The organism is Nocardioides ferulae (assembly GCF_003660455.1).
Taxonomy (GTDB): domain Bacteria; phylum Actinomycetota; class Actinomycetes; order Propionibacteriales; family Nocardioidaceae; genus Nocardioides; species Nocardioides ferulae.
Genome location: NZ_QZVR01000007.1, coordinates 105,362 through 121,032, shown reverse-complemented (window position 1 = coordinate 121,032; position 15,671 = coordinate 105,362). Strand labels below are relative to the sequence as shown.

General features: G+C 70.8%; 14 protein-coding genes. 9 read left to right on the top strand and 5 right to left on the bottom strand.

Annotated elements, in window-relative coordinates:
* Positions 1-3 precede the first annotated feature (3 nt).
* Positions 4-1,131, top strand: a complete 1,128-nt coding sequence (locus tag D6B71_RS10660) for a hypothetical protein (protein WP_126688234.1) — start codon at positions 4-6, stop codon at positions 1,129-1,131.
* A 95-nt stretch (positions 1,132-1,226) separates the two neighbouring features.
* Positions 1,227-1,634, top strand: a complete 408-nt coding sequence (locus tag D6B71_RS10655) for a hypothetical protein (protein ID WP_121254811.1) — start codon at positions 1,227-1,229, stop codon at positions 1,632-1,634.
* Positions 1,635-1,992: 358 nt separating this feature from the next.
* Here D6B71_RS10655 and D6B71_RS10650 read toward each other — a convergent pair whose 3' ends face one another.
* Positions 1,993-3,672: a formate--tetrahydrofolate ligase gene (locus D6B71_RS10650; protein WP_121254809.1), complete on the bottom strand. Its 1,680-nt coding sequence runs from the start codon at positions 3,670-3,672 to the stop codon at positions 1,993-1,995.
* A gap of 338 nt (positions 3,673-4,010) precedes the next feature.
* Here D6B71_RS10650 and D6B71_RS10645 point away from each other — a divergent pair, with 338 nt between their 5' ends.
* On the top strand, positions 4,011-5,672 hold the full coding sequence (locus tag D6B71_RS10645; protein WP_121254807.1) for an FAD-dependent oxidoreductase: 1,662 nt from the start codon (positions 4,011-4,013) through the stop codon (positions 5,670-5,672).
* Positions 5,673-5,698: 26 nt separating this feature from the next.
* On the opposite strand, the gene D6B71_RS10640 is transcribed toward D6B71_RS10645, so the two are convergent.
* Positions 5,699-6,574 (bottom strand): AraC family transcriptional regulator, encoded by an 876-nt coding sequence (locus D6B71_RS10640; protein ID WP_121254804.1) that lies wholly within the window; start codon positions 6,572-6,574, stop codon positions 5,699-5,701.
* A 519-nt stretch (positions 6,575-7,093) separates the two neighbouring features.
* Here D6B71_RS10640 and D6B71_RS10635 point away from each other — a divergent pair.
* The 3 genes from D6B71_RS10635 (at position 7,094) to D6B71_RS10625 (ending at position 10,185) form a co-directional block, all read left to right on the top strand.
* The gene (locus tag D6B71_RS10635) at positions 7,094-8,695 is read left to right on the top strand and encodes an AAA family ATPase (RefSeq protein ID WP_126688233.1); all 1,602 of its coding nucleotides are present in this window, start codon (positions 7,094-7,096) and stop codon (positions 8,693-8,695) included.
* Between the two features lie 63 nt (positions 8,696-8,758).
* Positions 8,759-9,478, top strand: a complete 720-nt coding sequence (locus tag D6B71_RS10630; RefSeq protein WP_121254800.1) for a hypothetical protein — start codon at positions 8,759-8,761, stop codon at positions 9,476-9,478.
* Positions 9,475-10,185, top strand: coding sequence for a hypothetical protein (locus tag D6B71_RS10625; RefSeq protein ID WP_121254798.1), 711 nt, complete (start codon positions 9,475-9,477; stop codon positions 10,183-10,185). Before D6B71_RS10630 ends, D6B71_RS10625 begins: the two co-directional genes overlap by 4 nt.
* A 23-nt stretch (positions 10,186-10,208) precedes the next feature.
* Here D6B71_RS10625 and D6B71_RS10620 read toward each other — a convergent pair whose 3' ends face one another.
* Positions 10,209-11,084 carry an alpha/beta fold hydrolase gene (locus D6B71_RS10620; protein WP_121254796.1) on the bottom strand — a complete coding sequence of 292 codons (876 nt, stop codon included), beginning with the start codon at positions 11,082-11,084 and terminating at the stop codon, positions 10,209-10,211.
* Between the two features lie 68 nt (positions 11,085-11,152).
* Positions 11,153-11,968, bottom strand: coding sequence for a heliorhodopsin HeR (gene heR / locus D6B71_RS10615; RefSeq protein ID WP_164519617.1), 816 nt, complete (start codon positions 11,966-11,968; stop codon positions 11,153-11,155).
* Between the two features lie 128 nt (positions 11,969-12,096).
* Between heR and D6B71_RS10610 the strand changes: the two genes are divergently transcribed.
* The 3 genes from D6B71_RS10610 (at position 12,097) to D6B71_RS23455 (ending at position 14,448) form a co-directional block, all read left to right on the top strand.
* Entirely contained in the window at positions 12,097-12,504 is a 408-nt protein-coding gene (locus tag D6B71_RS10610) for a hypothetical protein (protein WP_121254794.1), read from the top strand.
* 120 nt (positions 12,505-12,624) lie between these two features.
* A complete protein-coding gene (locus D6B71_RS10605; protein WP_121254792.1) occupies positions 12,625-13,380 on the top strand; it encodes a DinB family protein in 756 nt (251 codons plus the stop codon).
* Positions 13,381-13,629: 249 nt separating this feature from the next.
* Positions 13,630-14,448, top strand: a complete 819-nt coding sequence (locus tag D6B71_RS23455) for a resuscitation-promoting factor (RefSeq protein WP_240641307.1) — start codon at positions 13,630-13,632, stop codon at positions 14,446-14,448.
* A 78-nt stretch (positions 14,449-14,526) separates the two neighbouring features.
* Here the strand turns inward: D6B71_RS23455 and D6B71_RS10595 are convergent, their stop codons facing one another.
* On the bottom strand, positions 14,527-15,510 hold the full coding sequence (locus tag D6B71_RS10595) for an ECF transporter S component family protein (RefSeq protein ID WP_121254790.1): 984 nt from the start codon (positions 15,508-15,510) through the stop codon (positions 14,527-14,529).
* Positions 15,511-15,671: the final 161 nt, after the last annotated feature.

The window sequence follows — 15,671 nt, the reverse complement described above, 5'->3', positions numbered from 1 at the left end:
GAGATGGCTAGGTACGGCTTCAGGGTCTACTCGGTGCAGGCTTGGCGCGGGTCGAAGCACAAGGGCGTCGAGCCGGAGCAGGTGAATGTGGGCTCCGACACCGCTTCGCACATCGCTGACGTGCTCAATTTGCTGAGCCTGGAGGGTGCGCTCTTCATCCCAATCCGGCAACGAAGACCGGACCCCACCGCTGCGGAGCCACGACCGCTGACGCTGTCGATCCTCGATGTGGTGGAACGACCGGGGTTCATCGGGCTGGTGCTCCAGTCCGGGCAGGTAGGGGCGCATCCGCGGGCTATCAATGAAAAGTCGGAGATCATCCCCCTGTCGGACTGGGCGGCCGAAAGCGAGTTCAGGCTCGGCTTCTACTTCTCGAAAGCTGAGTCCAGCGACCCACGCTTCCTGATCACCACCGAGGTGATCGGCAATCACGATCCTGTAGCGCTGCTTCTGCGCTGTGTACGCGCGCGCAGCATCATCGAGCAGAGGGCCCTTGAGGAAACCGAGAAGGCGTGGCGCGAGCAGAACGGTCGGCGTCCTGCAGGGCAGAAGCCGACCTTCTGGCACGTGTCCTTCGACAAGAGGCAGGCAGCGGACTCGGCATACCTGCAGGCCATCATTACTGAAGCCAAGAGCGCGACAGCGAAGTTCTGGGACACTGTCTCGTCCTCACGCGGCCCCGGACACGAGGTTGTCAGGAAGGTGCTCCGCGTGCGCCTTGACGTGCACGAGGAGGGTCTTGGCCTAGCCGGGCGCTTCGCGCAGATGTGGACGACGCGCCAACGCGCGGATGAGCCTGTGCCGATGTCGGAGGCTGTGTCGGCGCTCGGTGCTGAGATGGCCGACATAGGCCTCCTCGTAGAACACGAGATCGACGACTACGAGGCGACCTCGGTTGAAGTCGTTGGCAAGGAAGCTCGAGCCACGTTCGCCGCGGACAACATCCGTGAGGTCTTCACCTATCCCGTGAAGAAGGACCTGCGTCCTCACACCGCCACACTGTGGGATCGCATCAACCAGAGGCTGCCTCTCATCGCGCTCGAGGAGGGAATCGAACTCGAGCTGATGGACCCAGTGGAGGTGGAGCAGTGGCTGGTCGATTCGACTTTCGACCGATCTTCCATGGCGTAGTTGCCGGCCTTCGGCATCGTCGCCCCGCAGGTGATGAGCCTGCGGACTGGGGCACTCGGCTAGTCCTGCTCGCGGTGCCCACGGTTGCAGCGACGATGGCCATTGTGCTGGATGTGCAACTCATCGACCCCGGGCAGTTGCTGGCAGCCACAGCGCTCTTCGTCGGCGCCATGCTTACAGCCTTCTCGCAGATCGCGGCTTGGCGTGAGCGCATCCTCGACCGAGACCTGAAGATCGAGCGCTCAGCGGGCAGGGCTCTTGAGGAGGCTGGTGCGCACGTGCTGACGTCGGTCTTGCTCAGTGTCGTCGTCTCGGCAGTAGTGCTTCTCGTCGGTGCGACTGCCAACCTACCGTCCGTGCTCAACGAGCATCGCGAGACCACGATGCGTGTCCTGACCGGGCTAGCCACTGGTCTCCTCACATACATCGGCCTTGCCCTGGCGATAGTGGTGAATCTGATGTGGGATGCGTTCTCCCGCGACCGGCGCGCACGCGACCAGTAGCCAGGATGGCGCGACGTCAGGGAAGGACTCGTGGAGCAAAGGGGGATGCCGGCACTGTCGCCTGAGATCGAGGGACCCTCAAGATGGCCTGGACTGGGCCGTGTGCAAACGAAGCTCCGACCGTGTGCACGCGTCTCGCTCAGCTGGTTGGGTGGCGGCACCTCCAAGCGCGAAAGACGATTTCGGGAAAGCTCTCACCACCACCACCACCAGCTGATCACCTCTTGAACGAGAGCCGCTCCGACACCAGTCGGGGCGGCTCTCGTGTCATGTCCGGTGGCCGGGGTGCGCCATCGAGGTGGGCATCGACCGCGTGGACGAGCATGCACACCGCCTGAAGTGTGCGGCCCGGCCGCGCTCACGACAGCCCGATGATCGTCCCGTCGTCGGCGAGGTCGATCCGCGACGCCGCGGGATGGCTGGGCAGCCCCGGCATCGTCATCATGTCGCCGCAGACCACGACCACGAACCCGGCGCCCGCCGAGAGCCGGACCTCACGGACCCGGAGCTCGTGACCGGTGGGGGCGCCGAGCAGGGTCGGGTCGGTGGAGAAGGAGTACTGCGTCTTCGCGATGCAGACCGGGAGGCCGCCGTACCCGTCCCGCTCGATGCGTGCCAGGCGCTTGCGGGCCTTGCTGTCCCAGGTGACCCGGCCGGCGGCGTAGATGCGCGTCGCGACCGCCTCGACCTTCTCGGTGAGCGACAGCTCGTCGGGGTAGGTGAACGAGAACTCCGACGTCGCCGCCTCGTCGAGCGCCTGCAGCACGCACTTGCCAAGGTCCTGGGCCCCGAGGCCGCCGTCGCTGAAGTGCGTGGCGGGGTACGCCGTGACGCCGCACGCCTCGCTGAGCTCGACCACCCGAGTCACCTCGGCGTCGGTGTCGGCGGGGAACCGGTTGACCGCGACGACGCACGGGATGCCGTGCACCTCGCGCAGGTTGTGCAGGTGGCGGCGCAGGTTCGCCATCCCGGCCTCGACGGCGCCGAGGTCCTCGGTGTCGAGGTCGGCAAGCGCCACGCCGCCGTGGTACTTCAGGGCGCGCACGGTCGCCACGACGACGGCGATGTCGGGGCGCAGACCGGACATGCGGCACTTGATGTCGACGAACTTCTCTGCGCCCAGGTCGGCGCCGAAGCCCGCCTCGGTTACGACGTAGTCGGCCAGACGCAGGCCGGCCCGCGTGGCCATCACCGAGCTGCAGCCGTGGGCGATGTTGGCGAACGGGCCGCCGTGCACGAACGCCGGCGCGCCCTCCAGCGTCTGTACGAGGTTGGGCGCGATCGCGTCGCGCAGCAGGACCGCCATCGCGCCGGCGGCGCCGAGATCGCGGGCGGTGACCGGCGTCCCGGCTCGGGAGTAGCCGATGACGATGTCGCCGAGGCGGCGCTTGAGGTCGGCCCACGACTCCGTCAGGCAGAAGATCGCCATCAGCTCCGAGGCGACCACGATGTCGAAGCCGTCCTCGCGGGGGAACCCATTGATCGGGCTACCCAGCCCGACGACCACCTCACGCAGCGCCCGGTCGTTGGTGTCGAGCACCCGCTTCCAGGTCACGCTGCGCACGTCGATGTCGAGCTCGTTGCCGTGGTGGACGTGGTTGTCGATCAGGGCTGCCAGCAGGTTGTTGGCCGCGGCGATCGCCGCGAAGTCGCCGGTGAAGTGCAGGTTGATGTCGGTCATCGGCACGACCTGGCTGTAGCCGCCGCCGGCCGCACCGCCCTTCATGCCGAACACCGGTCCCATCGACGGCTCGCGCAGGCAGGCGATGGCCCGGTGGCCCATCCCGTGCAGGGCGTCGGTCAGGCCGACCGACGTGGTCGTCTTGCCCTCTCCCGGCGGCGTCGGCGACAACGCCGTCACCAGGATCAGCCGGCCGAGCGGCCGGTTCGCGAGCGAGGTCAGGTAGACCGGGTCGACCTTCGCCTTGAAGTGTCCGTACGGCACCAGGTGATCGGCCTCGATGCCGAGTGACTCCGACGCCACCTCGGTGATCGGGCGCAACGTGGCGGCATTGGCGATCTCGATGTCCGACAACACTGTCGGCCTCCCTTCGTACCTCTTGGCACGCTAACGCCAACCTCAACGGAGAAGTGCCAAACGGCCTCTCCTCAGCGCTCGGCGTCCAGTCGTAACCCCGGACCGTGGCCGAGCTCGAACAGCTTCCCGCGTCCGCCGGGCCTGGGGATCGCGACCGGAGCCGGCCGGTGGGATCGACCTCGGTCGCTGACCTGCGACTTCTGGCTTCACCGAAGGCCCCACCCACCACCTGATCACCTCTCGAGCGAGAGCCGCTCCGACATCCGTCGAGCGGCCCTCGTGCGTCCCGGTTGGGACGCTTGCTGCGCGCGGCTGCCTGGTTGGGCTTCAATGCGTGCGTGCCCGGCGAGAACGTCTCCTCCTACGACGTCGTCGTCATCGGGTCCGGCTTCGGCGGCAGCGTCACCGCGCTCCGGCTCACCGAGAAGGGCTACCGGGTCGGCGTGCTCGAGACAGGTCGTCGCTGGACCGACCAGGACTTCGCCGAGGCAGGTTCCCGAGACGGCATGTGGGCGCCGAAGTTGGGCATGTTCGGGCCGATGCGGATGAGCCTGCTCGGCGAGATCTCGCTGTTCAGCGCGGTCGGCGTGGGTGGCGGGTCGCTGATCTACGCGAACACGCTCTACGAGCCGCACGACGCGTTCTTCGACGATCCGTCGTGGTCCGGCATCACGGACTGGCGGGCCGAGCTGGCGCCGTACTACGAGCAGGCGAGGCGGATGCTCGGGGTCACCACCAACCCGCGCCTGTGGCCGGCGGACGAGCTGCTTCGCCGGGTGGCGACCGACCTCGGAGTGGGGGAGACGTTCCGGGCCACCGACGTCGGGGTGCTGTTCGACGAGAGCGACCCCGGGCGCAGCGTCCCCGACCCGTTCTTCGGCGGCGTCGGACCCGACCGGAACGCATGCGTGCACTGCGCCCGGTGCACCACCGGCTGCCCGTTCAACGCGAAGAACACCCTGACCAAGAACTACCTGTACCTCGCCGAGGCAGCGGGGGCCGAGGTGCACCAGCTGACCGAAGTCGTCGACGTTCGCCCGCGAAGCGATGGTCGGTACGAGGTGATCGCCCGGCACCCGGGGAAGCGAGCGGCGCCACAGCGGACGTTCGTTGCGGACCAGGTCGTGTTCGCGGCCGCAGCGCGGGGGACCCAGCTGCTGCTGCACCGGCTCCGGGCAAGCGGCTCGCTCCCGAACATCTCCGCGGTCCTGGGCGAGCGGTCCCGGTCGAACTCGGAGGCGATCGTCGCCGCGGTCGCGGCGGCTCCCCAAGGGTTCGACCACGGTGTCGCGATCACGTCCTCGTTCCACCCGGAGGCGGCTACGCATGTCGAGCTCTGCCACAGCAGCCCGACCCAGGACGCGATGGCGCTGATGAACGTGCCGCTCATCGACGGGGGCCCGCACCGCTTGCTCCGGTTCCTCACCGACCAGCTCCGCCACCCTGCCCGGTTCCTCCGCACCCGGCGGCTCAAGGACACCTCGAAGCGGACGGTCTCGCTCCTTGTGATGCAGTCGCTCGACAACTCGTTGACCTCGTACCTGCGCCGGGGCAGGTTGCGCACGCGTCAGGGCATCGGTGCGCCCAACCCCTCGTGGATCCCGCTGGCCCACGATGTCGTGCGCCGGTACGCCGCCGCGTTCGGGGGCCAGCCGATGACGCTGGCCAGCGATCTGGCGGGCAAGCCCGCGACCGCGCACTACATCGGGGGCGCGGTGATCGGCGCGACTCCCGAGACCGGGGTCGTCGACGCCTATCACCGGCTGTGCGGTCACCCGAACCTGCACGTCATCGACGGCTCGACCATCGGCGCCAACCTGGGCGTGAACCCGTCCCTGACGATCACCGCCATGGCCGAACGGGCGACCGCGCTGTGGCCGAACAAGGGCGAGCCCGACCCGCGGCCGCCGCTCGGAACGGCGTACGAACCTGTCCGTCCGGTGGCCCCCCGGCGGCCAGCCGTTCCCGAGGATGCTCCGGCTGCCTTGCGAATCGGATAGCCGGAGCCGACTGCACGAGCTGATCGCTAGGCGGGCTCGACCGGCAGCCAGAGCTCGCAGGTCGCGGTCGCGGCTTCCGGGTCGAAGGCGAGCATCGCCACGATCTCCGGCCCGGGGCGCAGCCGCCACGGTTGCGACGGGAACCACGTCGTAGCCGTCGCGGCCCAGGCCTCCTGGAGCGCGGCCGGATGAGGTCCCTCGGTGCGGAAGACCGCCCAGGTGCCCGCGGAGACCTCGATGACGTCGAGCCCCTCGGGCGGCGCGGCCGTGGTGGCCACGCCGTGGAGATGGGTTAGCTCGCTGCCCTCCTCGCGGTCCGGGTCGAGGTCGTTGCTGACCGACAGCACCCCGAAGGGCTCGACGTCGCCCAGGCCCTTGAGCCGCACGACCTCCTCGACCGGGATCGACGCGACGTGCTCGGCGATGTGCGGGTTGACGCCCTCGTGGATGAGCGGCACGCGCCTGGCGTGACCGACGAGGCGGAAGGCGGGCAGCCCGGCGATGCGGGTGTCCATGGGGACGCTCCCTTCGACGGTCAGGTGGAACCTGATCCGTGGTTGTGTGCGTAGGGGACCGCCATCGCGGCGTACGTCGCCGGGGCCGGCCCCGTGGACCGCCCGGAACGCGCGCCCGAACGCCTCGGTCGAGCCGTAGCCGTGACGCACCGCGACGGCCAGCAGGTCGTCACCGGTGCCGACCATGTCGGCTGCGGCCAGCGACATCCGGCGCCGCCGGACGTACTCCGACATCGGCATCCCGGCCAGCGACGAGAACATCCGTCGCAGGTGGTGCTCGGTGGTGCCGGTGCGGGCAGCCAGGTCGGCGACGTCCACCGGGGTCGACGGATCGGTCGCGAGCTGCGACTCGATCTCGTCCACGGCGAGGTTGAGCACGGCGATCATCGGTGGTCCCTCCTGTCGCGTCCCAGCCTGCTGGCTCCGAGGCTCCCCGCGCCCGATGATCCCGGGCCGATGCGATCGGTGTCTGCGTCAGGACACAGTCCTGCACACGGCAGCGCTGTTCGGAGTTGTCCGAGGTTGACCGATCCCGCTGCTGGCGCCTGGCGTGGTGCGGAAGTCTCGCAAGGACACCGGACTCGCGGCCGCTGCCGTCGCGCGCCCGACATCGACGACAGCTCTGGAGGACCTGTGGAAGAACCGCAGTGGGCGCACGCTTCGCTGGCGATCGTCGTGCCCGTCGTTCGCACGGACAAGCACGTCCTGCCGGCTGGTCGCTCCGAGTGGAATCTCCAGAAGCTGTTCCCGGGTGAAGACGCGTTCACGAACCCCAACCAGGTGGTGTGGGACCCCGTTGCCGACGAACGGATCCGCTGGGCCCTCGACCCGGTGTGCGACGGGCGGACGGCTCATGGTCACGAAGGGCTCACCGATGCGCGGAGCGGGAAGACCAAGGGTGAGCCATTGACCTTGGCGAGCCTGTCCGATGCGGCCGGGTGGACTGCGGCTTCGGCTGCGGCTCAGTCCGAAGAGGAAGGGGCAGTCGAGGTCGCCAAGCGGCGGCCGGCGGCCGCGCTGCCGCCCGGGTGCGTGGTGCGGGCGATCGAGGTTCTGCACTTCCCGAACTACTCGCGCCCGACCACCGCCGACGGCCAGGAGCCGGAGGTGCGGAAAGGCCACGGCGATCTCGACTCCTTCGTCGTCGTGCACGTGATGCTGACCGGTCAGGCGCTGGCCGACCCCGGCGCCGCGGCTGCCTACTTCGCCCTGCCCGCGGCCAATACGGACGTGCGGCTCGGTTACGGGTCGAAGGACCCACAGGGCATGGGCCAGCCGCTCCGGGTGATGACGTTCCAGCAGTGGGCTCGGCTGCTGAGCGCCCTCGGCTTCGACCCCATCGGGCCGACTGGGACGAAGGTCGACCCATGGCGTACGAAGTGCGCCCTGCGCGCCTGGCGCCCGTTCGTCCTCTCCCACCTGGTCCCCGAGGGCGAAGTGCCTCCCTCGCCATTCCGCCCGCGCGGTGGGGCAACGCAGTGGTCGGCGGAGCAGGAGTGGGCCTGGCGGATGACGGGCGGCCAGCGCCTCACCCAGGCATGGGAGCCGGGAAGAGGCGTCGACGACGCGGTCCGCGACGGGCTCTGGCTGGGATCGACCTGGGCGCGAGCCACTGCGACCGGGATGGCCTTCGTGGGGACCCGGGGCGTCGGGGAGCGAGGCACCGTCCACGAGCGGGAGGGCGCGGTCTGGTGGCGGAAGGGGTTCCACAACGTCGAGCACGCACGGACAGCCGGCCTGGTGCACCGCAACGCGGTGCGGCTGGCCGCGTTGACGATCCGGCAGTCGGAGAAGCTCCAGACCCACGCCGAAGAGCTGGCGACCGGTGTCACCTGGCCGAGCCCGCCACCGGCCGGCGCGGCACCGGACTCCCCAGAGGTGCTGGGCTACCTCGCGGTGTCCGAGGAGGTCGCGGAGCAGGCGCTCGCACTGGAGCTGAGGCTGATCCGGGCACGCAACCAGGTGTGGTTCAGCCAGCTGCCGGGCCGTCAGGAGGAGACCGGCGTGCTCCGGTCGCTGCAGTCCGCGGCCGGCGTCCCGGAGCTGCTGGCCGACATCGAGGTCGAGCAGACGCAGGTGACCAGGGTGCTCGAGCAGCAGGCGTCTCGGGTTCGTGCGGCGCACGACAAACGGTCCGCCGCGGCCGCAGCGGCGGCCGCGGAGGCCGCAGCGGAGCGGCTCAGGCTGGAGGACCTCGCGCGACAGGAGCGTCGCGAGGCGGACGCCGCGGCGCGGCAACAGACCATCGACGCCGCGCAGGACGCCAAGGATCGTCAGGAGAAGCGCGACAGGGAGGTCGACGCGAAGCTGACCAAGATCTCGCTGATCATCGGTCTGTTCTTCATCGCCGACCTCGCCTTCGCGATCGCCCAGGTCCAGGCGGGCGGCGGATGGGGCGACGTCTGGATCACGGCCGCGGTGGCCGGGCCGCTCATGGCGGTTCTCGGGGTCGTCTTCTGGCAGTACTCGGACATCGGGTCGTCGCCGGGCGACGACGGCACGACCTGAACCCGTCCGCCCGCCCGGCTGTCGCCTTGACTTCCGGGCCCCACAGCCCGACCTGAGGACCCGATGCCCGACCTGTTGACCACGATGGCCGCCTACGCCGACTCCTCCTCCTGGGCGGTCTGGGGGCCGGATCCGCACCCCCGTGCCGAGTTCACCAAGGACAGCGACCTCTCCTTCCCGCCCGACCACGTGGCGCACGGTCTGGTGCACGCCGACGTGCTCCTGGTCGCCCTCAACCCCGGCATCGCCGCGGCCGGACACGTCCGAACCCCGTGGCACAACTTCCACGCCGGTCCCCGCCACCGCGACCACTCCCTCGCCGAGGCGTGCCGCGGCACGCGGCTGTGGGGGGCCTACATGACCGATGTGCATCCCGACATCACCGAAGGCGACTCGACGCGAGTCTCCACCGGGGCCGATCTCGTGCGCGCCGCGGTGGAGTCGCTCGCCCGCCAGATCGAGCTCCTCGGCGCGCGCGACCCCGTGATCGTCGCGCTCGGCCACTCGTCCGACCCGAGCCCCCGCAACGCCTCGACCTACCGGCGCCTGATGAACCACGTCGACGTGCTCGCCCAGGTCGGCGTCACCCCCGAGCGGATCGTCGGCGTCTACCACTACTCGCCGACAGCGGTGGGCCACTACAAGCATGAGCCGGGTGAGCGGGTCGAGCAGCGCTACCGCGCTCACGTGCACCGGCGCCTGGCCGAGGCCGGCCTGGCAGAACTGCTGACGCCGAACGTGGCCGATGGTGCGCCCGGTGGACGCGAGGGGGGCACGCCATGACGTCCAGCGAGGACCGAGGGGCGAAGTCCAGGCCCGGTGGCGCGGTCGACACCTGGATCCACCTCACCCGGTTCGGCACGAACGTGCTCGAGGTGGCGGTGTGGCCGCGGCACCACATCGCGCGCGCCGGCGCCGTGTTCGAGACGATGGGCCTGACCTGGATCCCGGTCCTGCTCGACCGGGACGGCCAGCCGCGTGCCCTGCTGCTCTTCACCCCCTCGGCGTTCACCGACGACGACGTCGCCGAGCTCGTCGACCGGATCTCGGAGTCGCCGGGCATGCAGGCCCTCGCACACCTGCCCTTCCACGACCACGAGTTCGGCCACACCCATCTCTTCCGACCAGCGGGGAGCCCTCCGCGGGACGCGGCGAACGCCCCGGTGTTCGCGCAGGCGGTCCAGTACGCCGCCGACGACGAGCCGCCGGAGAGCCCGGCAGGCGTACCGCTCGACGAGCCCCGAATCGAGGTGTGGCTCTTCGGGACGCACCAGCCGTTGATGCAGGTCAGTGAGCAGATGCAACGCTACTTCGAGGTCGAGGTCACCCCTGTCGAAGGCCCCCACGGCTGGACGTCGGCCGCTTGCACCATGACCGGTCGGGACGCGCCCGATGACTACGCCTGCATCGAGGTCGCTCTGGGAGCCGAGGGGTGCGCCGTCCACGTCCGACCCCTCCAGCGCCCCGATCGCCGGCGATCGTCTGGATGAGTCGGTCCCGACGTTTGGAGGCGTCAGGCCCCCGGCCGGTCCGGCCGCTCGGCCTCCGCGTCGTCGGCGATGAACTCCCGCAGCACGCGCGCGAACCGGTCCGGGTCGTCGAGGTGCGGGAAGTGGCCCGCGCCCTCGAACAGCTCGACCCGGCACTCGGGCACCGCGCGCTGGGCGCTGATCGCGTGCCAGGCCGGGATCATCCGGTCCTTGGAGCCCCACACGATCATCGTGGGGCAGGGCACGACGTCCTCGAGGTGACCGTGCGCGCTGATGGTCTGCCCACCGATGTCGATCACGGCCCGGGTGGTGGCCAGGAAGGCCTGCCGGCTCTCCCGGTCGCCGAGCGAGCTGAAGCCGCGCCAGATCGCGTTGATGTCGGACCCGGGCCGCCAGCCGACCTTGGTCGCGCCGCGGCCCAGGGCCTCCATCCGGGAGAGCACCGGCGCGGAGGCGATCACGCTGAGCACCTGGGCGGCGCCGGGGAGCGTCGCGGAGCGCAGGACCAGGTTGACCTCGCGGCCCAGGCCACCGCTGGCGACCAGCACCAGGCGGTCGACCCGCTCCGGGAAGAGGTAGAAGAACTGCATCGCGATGCCGCCGCCGAGCGAGTGCCCGACGAGGGTGACCCGCTCGATGTCGAGGTGGTCGAGCAGGTCGCGCAGCGTCGCGGCGTGCGCGCTGAGCGAGTAGTCGCCCACCGGCTTTGCCGACTCGCCGTGGCCGAAGAGGTCGGGGATGAGCACCCGGTGGTCGTCGTCCAGGTCGTCGACCAGGTGGGTCCACTGTCGCTGGGAGCCGAGGATCCCGTGGATGAAGAGCAGCACGGGGCCGGAGTCGGATCCGCTGTCGACGTAGGAGAGCTCGTGGCCGTGGAGCACGACCTGGTGCGGAGCCATGTGCGCCATCGTGGTCACCCTCGGGGTGGTCGTCGGACCGGAACGCCCACGGTAGCCGCCTCCGCGCCCTACCCGGCGAGCGTCCCGCCGAAGACCTGCCAGGCCAGCAGCGACTTCGCCACCAGGCTGAGCACGATGTAGACGTTCTCACCGAACAGGTAGTCGGCCCAGCGCCCGCGAGCGCGGTACTGCAGCCACTGGTTGAGCGCGAAGATGTTGAAGAAGCAGAACAGCGAGACCACGATCGCGTAGACGAAGCCCGGCGGGCTCGCCTCCGACGGCGACTGCGGCGCGACGACGTACACCACCACCGCGATCCAGGGCACCGCGCCGGCGATGCAGCCGAACCAGAACGGCAGCCAGCCACCCGTGCCCGGCGCCTCGTACTTCTCCTGCAGCCACCCGAACAGGATCATCGACGCGTTCACGCCCACGATCGCCAGCAGTGCGGTGACGTCGGCGATCCCCACCAGCTGGGCGATCACCACCATCATCAGCGAGGACGACAAGGAGTACTCCACCCAGCGCGCCCGGTTGATGCCCCGTGCCAGATCGCCGACGTAGCCGCGCCACCACAGCGTCGAGACCAGGACGTGGGCGAGCGAGGAGAGCGCCAGGAACGCCGCCACCGCCAGGCCGGTCGGCAGGTCGAACAGCACCGTCGGCTCCTGCGGGTCGGTGCCCGGCGGGCCGGCCAGGTAGCTGGCCGTGACCGGCAGTGCGAAGTCGGTCGCCAGCGCGACCACCGCGACCGCCTGCACCAGGTGCAGCGCCGCGGCGACCAGGTTGAACCTGCGCAGACCCCGCTGGCGCGCCGCCGGGATCGGATCCGGGATCGAGCCAGCGGTCGAGCCAGCGGTCGAGCCAGCAGTCGAGGAGGTCATGAGCCGACCGTAGTCGGCCCGGGTCCGCACGACTTCGATTCGAGACGTAACAACGGCGATGGTCCACGACAGGCATGAGGTGAAGGCGCTTTCGCGCAGAGCACCGCCCCCAACGAGGAGTCCCAAACATGCACCGCATTCGTCTCACCACCGCCGCCCTCGTCTCCGGCGTGGCCCTCGCCGTCGCCGGCCCGGTCGCGTACGCCGACGAGGCCCCTGCGCCCGCCCCCGAGGAGAACCCCTGCGCCACGGAGGAGACCCAGGTCGAGAAGGCCGAGGCCGCCCTCGCCCGGGTGACCGCGGTCTTCGAGAAGCAGAAGGAGAAGGTCGCCGAGGCCAAGGAGGACGTCGCGGAGGCCGACAAGCGCTCCGAGAAGGCCGAGGCCCGCGCTGCGCTGCGGGAGGCCAAGGAGAAGAAGGAGAAGGCCGCCAAGGCCAAGAAGGCACAGGTCCAGCGGCTCGCCAAGGCGAACGAGCGCCTCGAGCAGTGCACCGCCGAGCAGGAGGGAGAGGACGAGGTCGAGACCACTCCCTGATCGAGCTGATCAGGACAGAGTGATCTGCTGAGTCCCGAGCGGCCCGGCACCCGGAGGGTGCCGGGCCGTTCGCCTGTGCAGCTCTGGATCCCGCGCGGTCAGGGGTGCGAGATTGGCGCCATGGACACGACCACCGATCCCGCCGGATCCCAGCCCCGAGCGTTCGTCGACGCCGACCTCAGCGGGGCCCGCTTCGTCAGAGCCGACCTGTCCGGCGCCGTCATGCGCGGCGTCGACGTCCAGGGCGCCGACATCGACGCCCCGTGGCTGGGCGAGGTCGGCGGCTCCCTGCTGGTCAACGGCGTCGACGTCGCACCGTTGGTCGACGCCGAGCTGGACCGCCGCTTCCCCGGCCGCGACCAGCGCCGCGCCGAGACCCCGGAGGGCCTGCGCAGTGCCTGGGCGGCGGTCGAGCGCACCTGGGCGGCGACCCTCGACCGGGTCGCGGCCATGCCGCCCGGGACCGTCGACGTCTCGGTCGACGGCGAGTGGTCCTTCGCGCAGACCCTGCGGCACCTGGTCATGGCCACCGACGTGTGGCTGGGCCGGGCGATCCTCGAGCGCAGCCAGCCCTTCCACCCGCTCGGCGTCCCGAACGCCGAGTACGAGACCGACGGCTACGACCTGTCGGTCTTCGCGACCGAGCAGCCGTCGTACGCCGAGGTGCTGGACGCGCGAGCCGGCCGCGTCGCCGCCGTGCGTGGCTTCCTGGACTCGATCACCACCGAGTTGCTCGACGAGCCGCGTCGCAATCCCTGGAACCCCGAGCACCCCGAGACCGTGCGCTCGTGCCTGCACGTCATCCTGGGCGAGGAGTGGGAGCACCACCGGTACGCCGTGCGCGACCTCGCCGCGGCCGCCGACCCGCCGGCCTGAGCCGCCAGCCTGGCCCGCCGCCGGGCAGCCCGGTGCGTCCCAGGTCACGTCACGAGACGGAATGCCCTGGTCTGGACCGGGTGTTGTGGCCAGTCGTGCCCGGACGCCTGCCGGGGGCCCACCGTCGTGCCCCCGGGGACTCACCGCAGTCGGCAGGCGTCGAGAACGACACAGAGCGAGGTCAGCGCATTGTCTCTGCGCCCCCACACCCCTGCCCGACCGTCCACCACAGGCCAGCTGCGACGCGGCATGGCGGCGATCGCCGCGGCCGCCGCCGGCATCACCCTGGCTCCCGGCGCCGCCTCGGCGCAGGAGCCGACGCCCAGCCCCGAGCCGGCTCCGGCCACCGAGGCTGCCGACCCGCAGGCCGCCGAGGCGACCGTCCCCACGACCCTGGTCCGGCTGAAGGTCGGCCGCCAGCCCGTCCGGCGGGTGCAGACCAGCCGCAGCTTCCCGGTCTACCTGGTGCGCTCCGAGGGCGTCGAGGTCGGTCGAGGCGACCTGGTGCGCCTGCTCCGCGACGGCCGCCGCGTCCCGCACGGGCCGCGCCGCAAGCTGCGCGACGGCGACGCCGTCCAGGTGATCAGGGTGCGCACCGGCGTCACCGAGCGCCGTGAGCGGTTCCGCCAGCGCACCATCACCCGGGCCGTCGACCACCTCGCCCCCGGCGAGCGCCGCGTGGTCCGCCCGGGCCGGGCCGGCATCCGAGTGGTGCGGATCAAGCGCACCTTCCACAACGGGGTCAAGGTCGACACCGACATCCGCCGCCAGCAGGTCCGTTCGCCCCGGCCGCGCCGCGTCCTGGTCGGCAAGCGGTGGGGGAGCGTCCCCGGCGCCGACGGGCTGAACTGGCGGGCGCTGGCGAACTGCGAGTCCTCCGGCAACCCTCGCGCGGTCAACCCGGCCGGCTACTACGGGCTCTACCAGTTCGACGCCGGCACCTGGCACAGCGTCGGCGGCAGCGGCCTGGCCCACCGCGCCTCCGCGGAGGAGCAGACCTACCGCGCCAAGCTGCTCTACAAGAAGCGCGGCCGGTCGCCGTGGCCGCACTGCGGCCGCCTGCTGTGACCCTGCCGCCGCGGCGTCCCTGACGCCATCATCGGAGGCCGGGGAGCCGCTCCCCGGCCTCCGGTGGTCCCGAGCTGGTCAGCGCCGGTCGCCGGCGTCGGCGAGGACCAGCGGCAGCCCGGCTCGCATCGCGAGCGGGAGGGCCGAGATCGCGACCAGCGCGACGAACCCGCTGATCAGCTTGTCGGCCATCGACACCAGCAGGTTGGAGACGCTCACCGCCAGGTAGAGCTGCTGGGTCAGCTCCAGGAACGTGGCCACGATGTGCTCGTCGCCGTGCCCGCTGGTGAAGCCTCCGTAGAGGAAGACCAGGATCGGCACCGCGACCAGGCTGCACGCCACCGCGGCCAGCACGCTGAGCAGGAAGAACCGAGCCAGGGTCAACCCGAGCCGGAACCGGTGCACGCCATAGCCCCAGACCAGCGCGCCCAGCACGTTGACCGCGGCGAACGGGATCGACTCGGCGCCGCTGGGCAGCACCCCGATGAGGTTGGTGGCCAGGCCGACGGCGGCGCCGCGCCAGGGGCCGAGTGCGATCGCTGCGATCGCGGTGCCGACCATGTCGAGGAAGATCGGCAGGTGGAAGAGGTCGACGAAGGACCGCCCGAGCAGGTTCACCGCGACGCAGGCCAGCATCAGCAGCAGGACGTGGCGGCGGGCCGGGGGCGGAGCCGGTTCGGGCACGTCGATGGTGGCCGCTTCGGCCGGCACCGCCACCGGGACCGACACGCCTGTGGCCTCGGCCGGACGGTCGTCCTCCCGGCAGCGGGCCACCCACCCGTCGACCAGGGCGTCGTCGGCGCCGAGCGCCGAGGCGATCTCGCGGACCAGGCCGAGGTTGACCCGCGCGCGCCCGGTGCGGAAGGCGTCGTAGACGGTGGTGCGGGCGACGCGGGCCGCGTGCTCGGTCGCACCGTCGCCCAGCCGTCGCTCGCTGATCCGGCGTGCGATCTCGGCGTACGACGGGTCGCCGGCGCTCCGCCGCAGGGACTGCAGCTCGGTGGCCAACAGGTCCCAGGTGACGCGGTGCGGGGAGTCGACCTGTGTCTCGCTCGTCTCCACCGTTCGCCCCGCCTTCACCTGTGGCCTCCACCTGCCTCTGGGGGGATCCTAACCAGCGGCGCGCCGGCTCACCGGCTGTTCGGGATTGTCCGGATTGCCCGTTTCCGCTGGTCGGTGAGGCCCGTGGGGCATACGAATTCAGATAGCGGCCTCGCGAGCCT

Coding starts and splice junctions, on each gene's coding strand:
- D6B71_RS10640 (WP_121254804.1), bottom strand. CDS start 6,574: ATGATCGCCGTGCTCAACCTCGCCGTGGACGAGATCGAGTCGCAGCTC.
- D6B71_RS23455 (WP_240641307.1), top strand. CDS start 13,630: ATGGCGGCGATCGCCGCGGCCGCCGCCGGCATCACCCTGGCTCCCGGC.
- D6B71_RS10625 (WP_121254798.1), top strand. CDS start 9,475: ATGACGTCCAGCGAGGACCGAGGGGCGAAGTCCAGGCCCGGTGGCGCG.
- D6B71_RS10620 (WP_121254796.1), bottom strand. CDS start 11,084: ATGGCTCCGCACCAGGTCGTGCTCCACGGCCACGAGCTCTCCTACGTC.
- D6B71_RS10655 (WP_121254811.1), top strand. CDS start 1,227: ATGGCCATTGTGCTGGATGTGCAACTCATCGACCCCGGGCAGTTGCTG.
- D6B71_RS10630 (WP_121254800.1), top strand. CDS start 8,759: ATGCCCGACCTGTTGACCACGATGGCCGCCTACGCCGACTCCTCCTCC.
- heR (WP_164519617.1), bottom strand. CDS start 11,968: ATGACCTCCTCGACTGCTGGCTCGACCGCTGGCTCGACCGCTGGCTCG.
- D6B71_RS10660 (WP_126688234.1), top strand. CDS start 4: ATGGCTAGGTACGGCTTCAGGGTCTACTCGGTGCAGGCTTGGCGCGGG.
- D6B71_RS10610 (WP_121254794.1), top strand. CDS start 12,097: ATGCACCGCATTCGTCTCACCACCGCCGCCCTCGTCTCCGGCGTGGCC.
- D6B71_RS10605 (WP_121254792.1), top strand. CDS start 12,625: ATGGACACGACCACCGATCCCGCCGGATCCCAGCCCCGAGCGTTCGTC.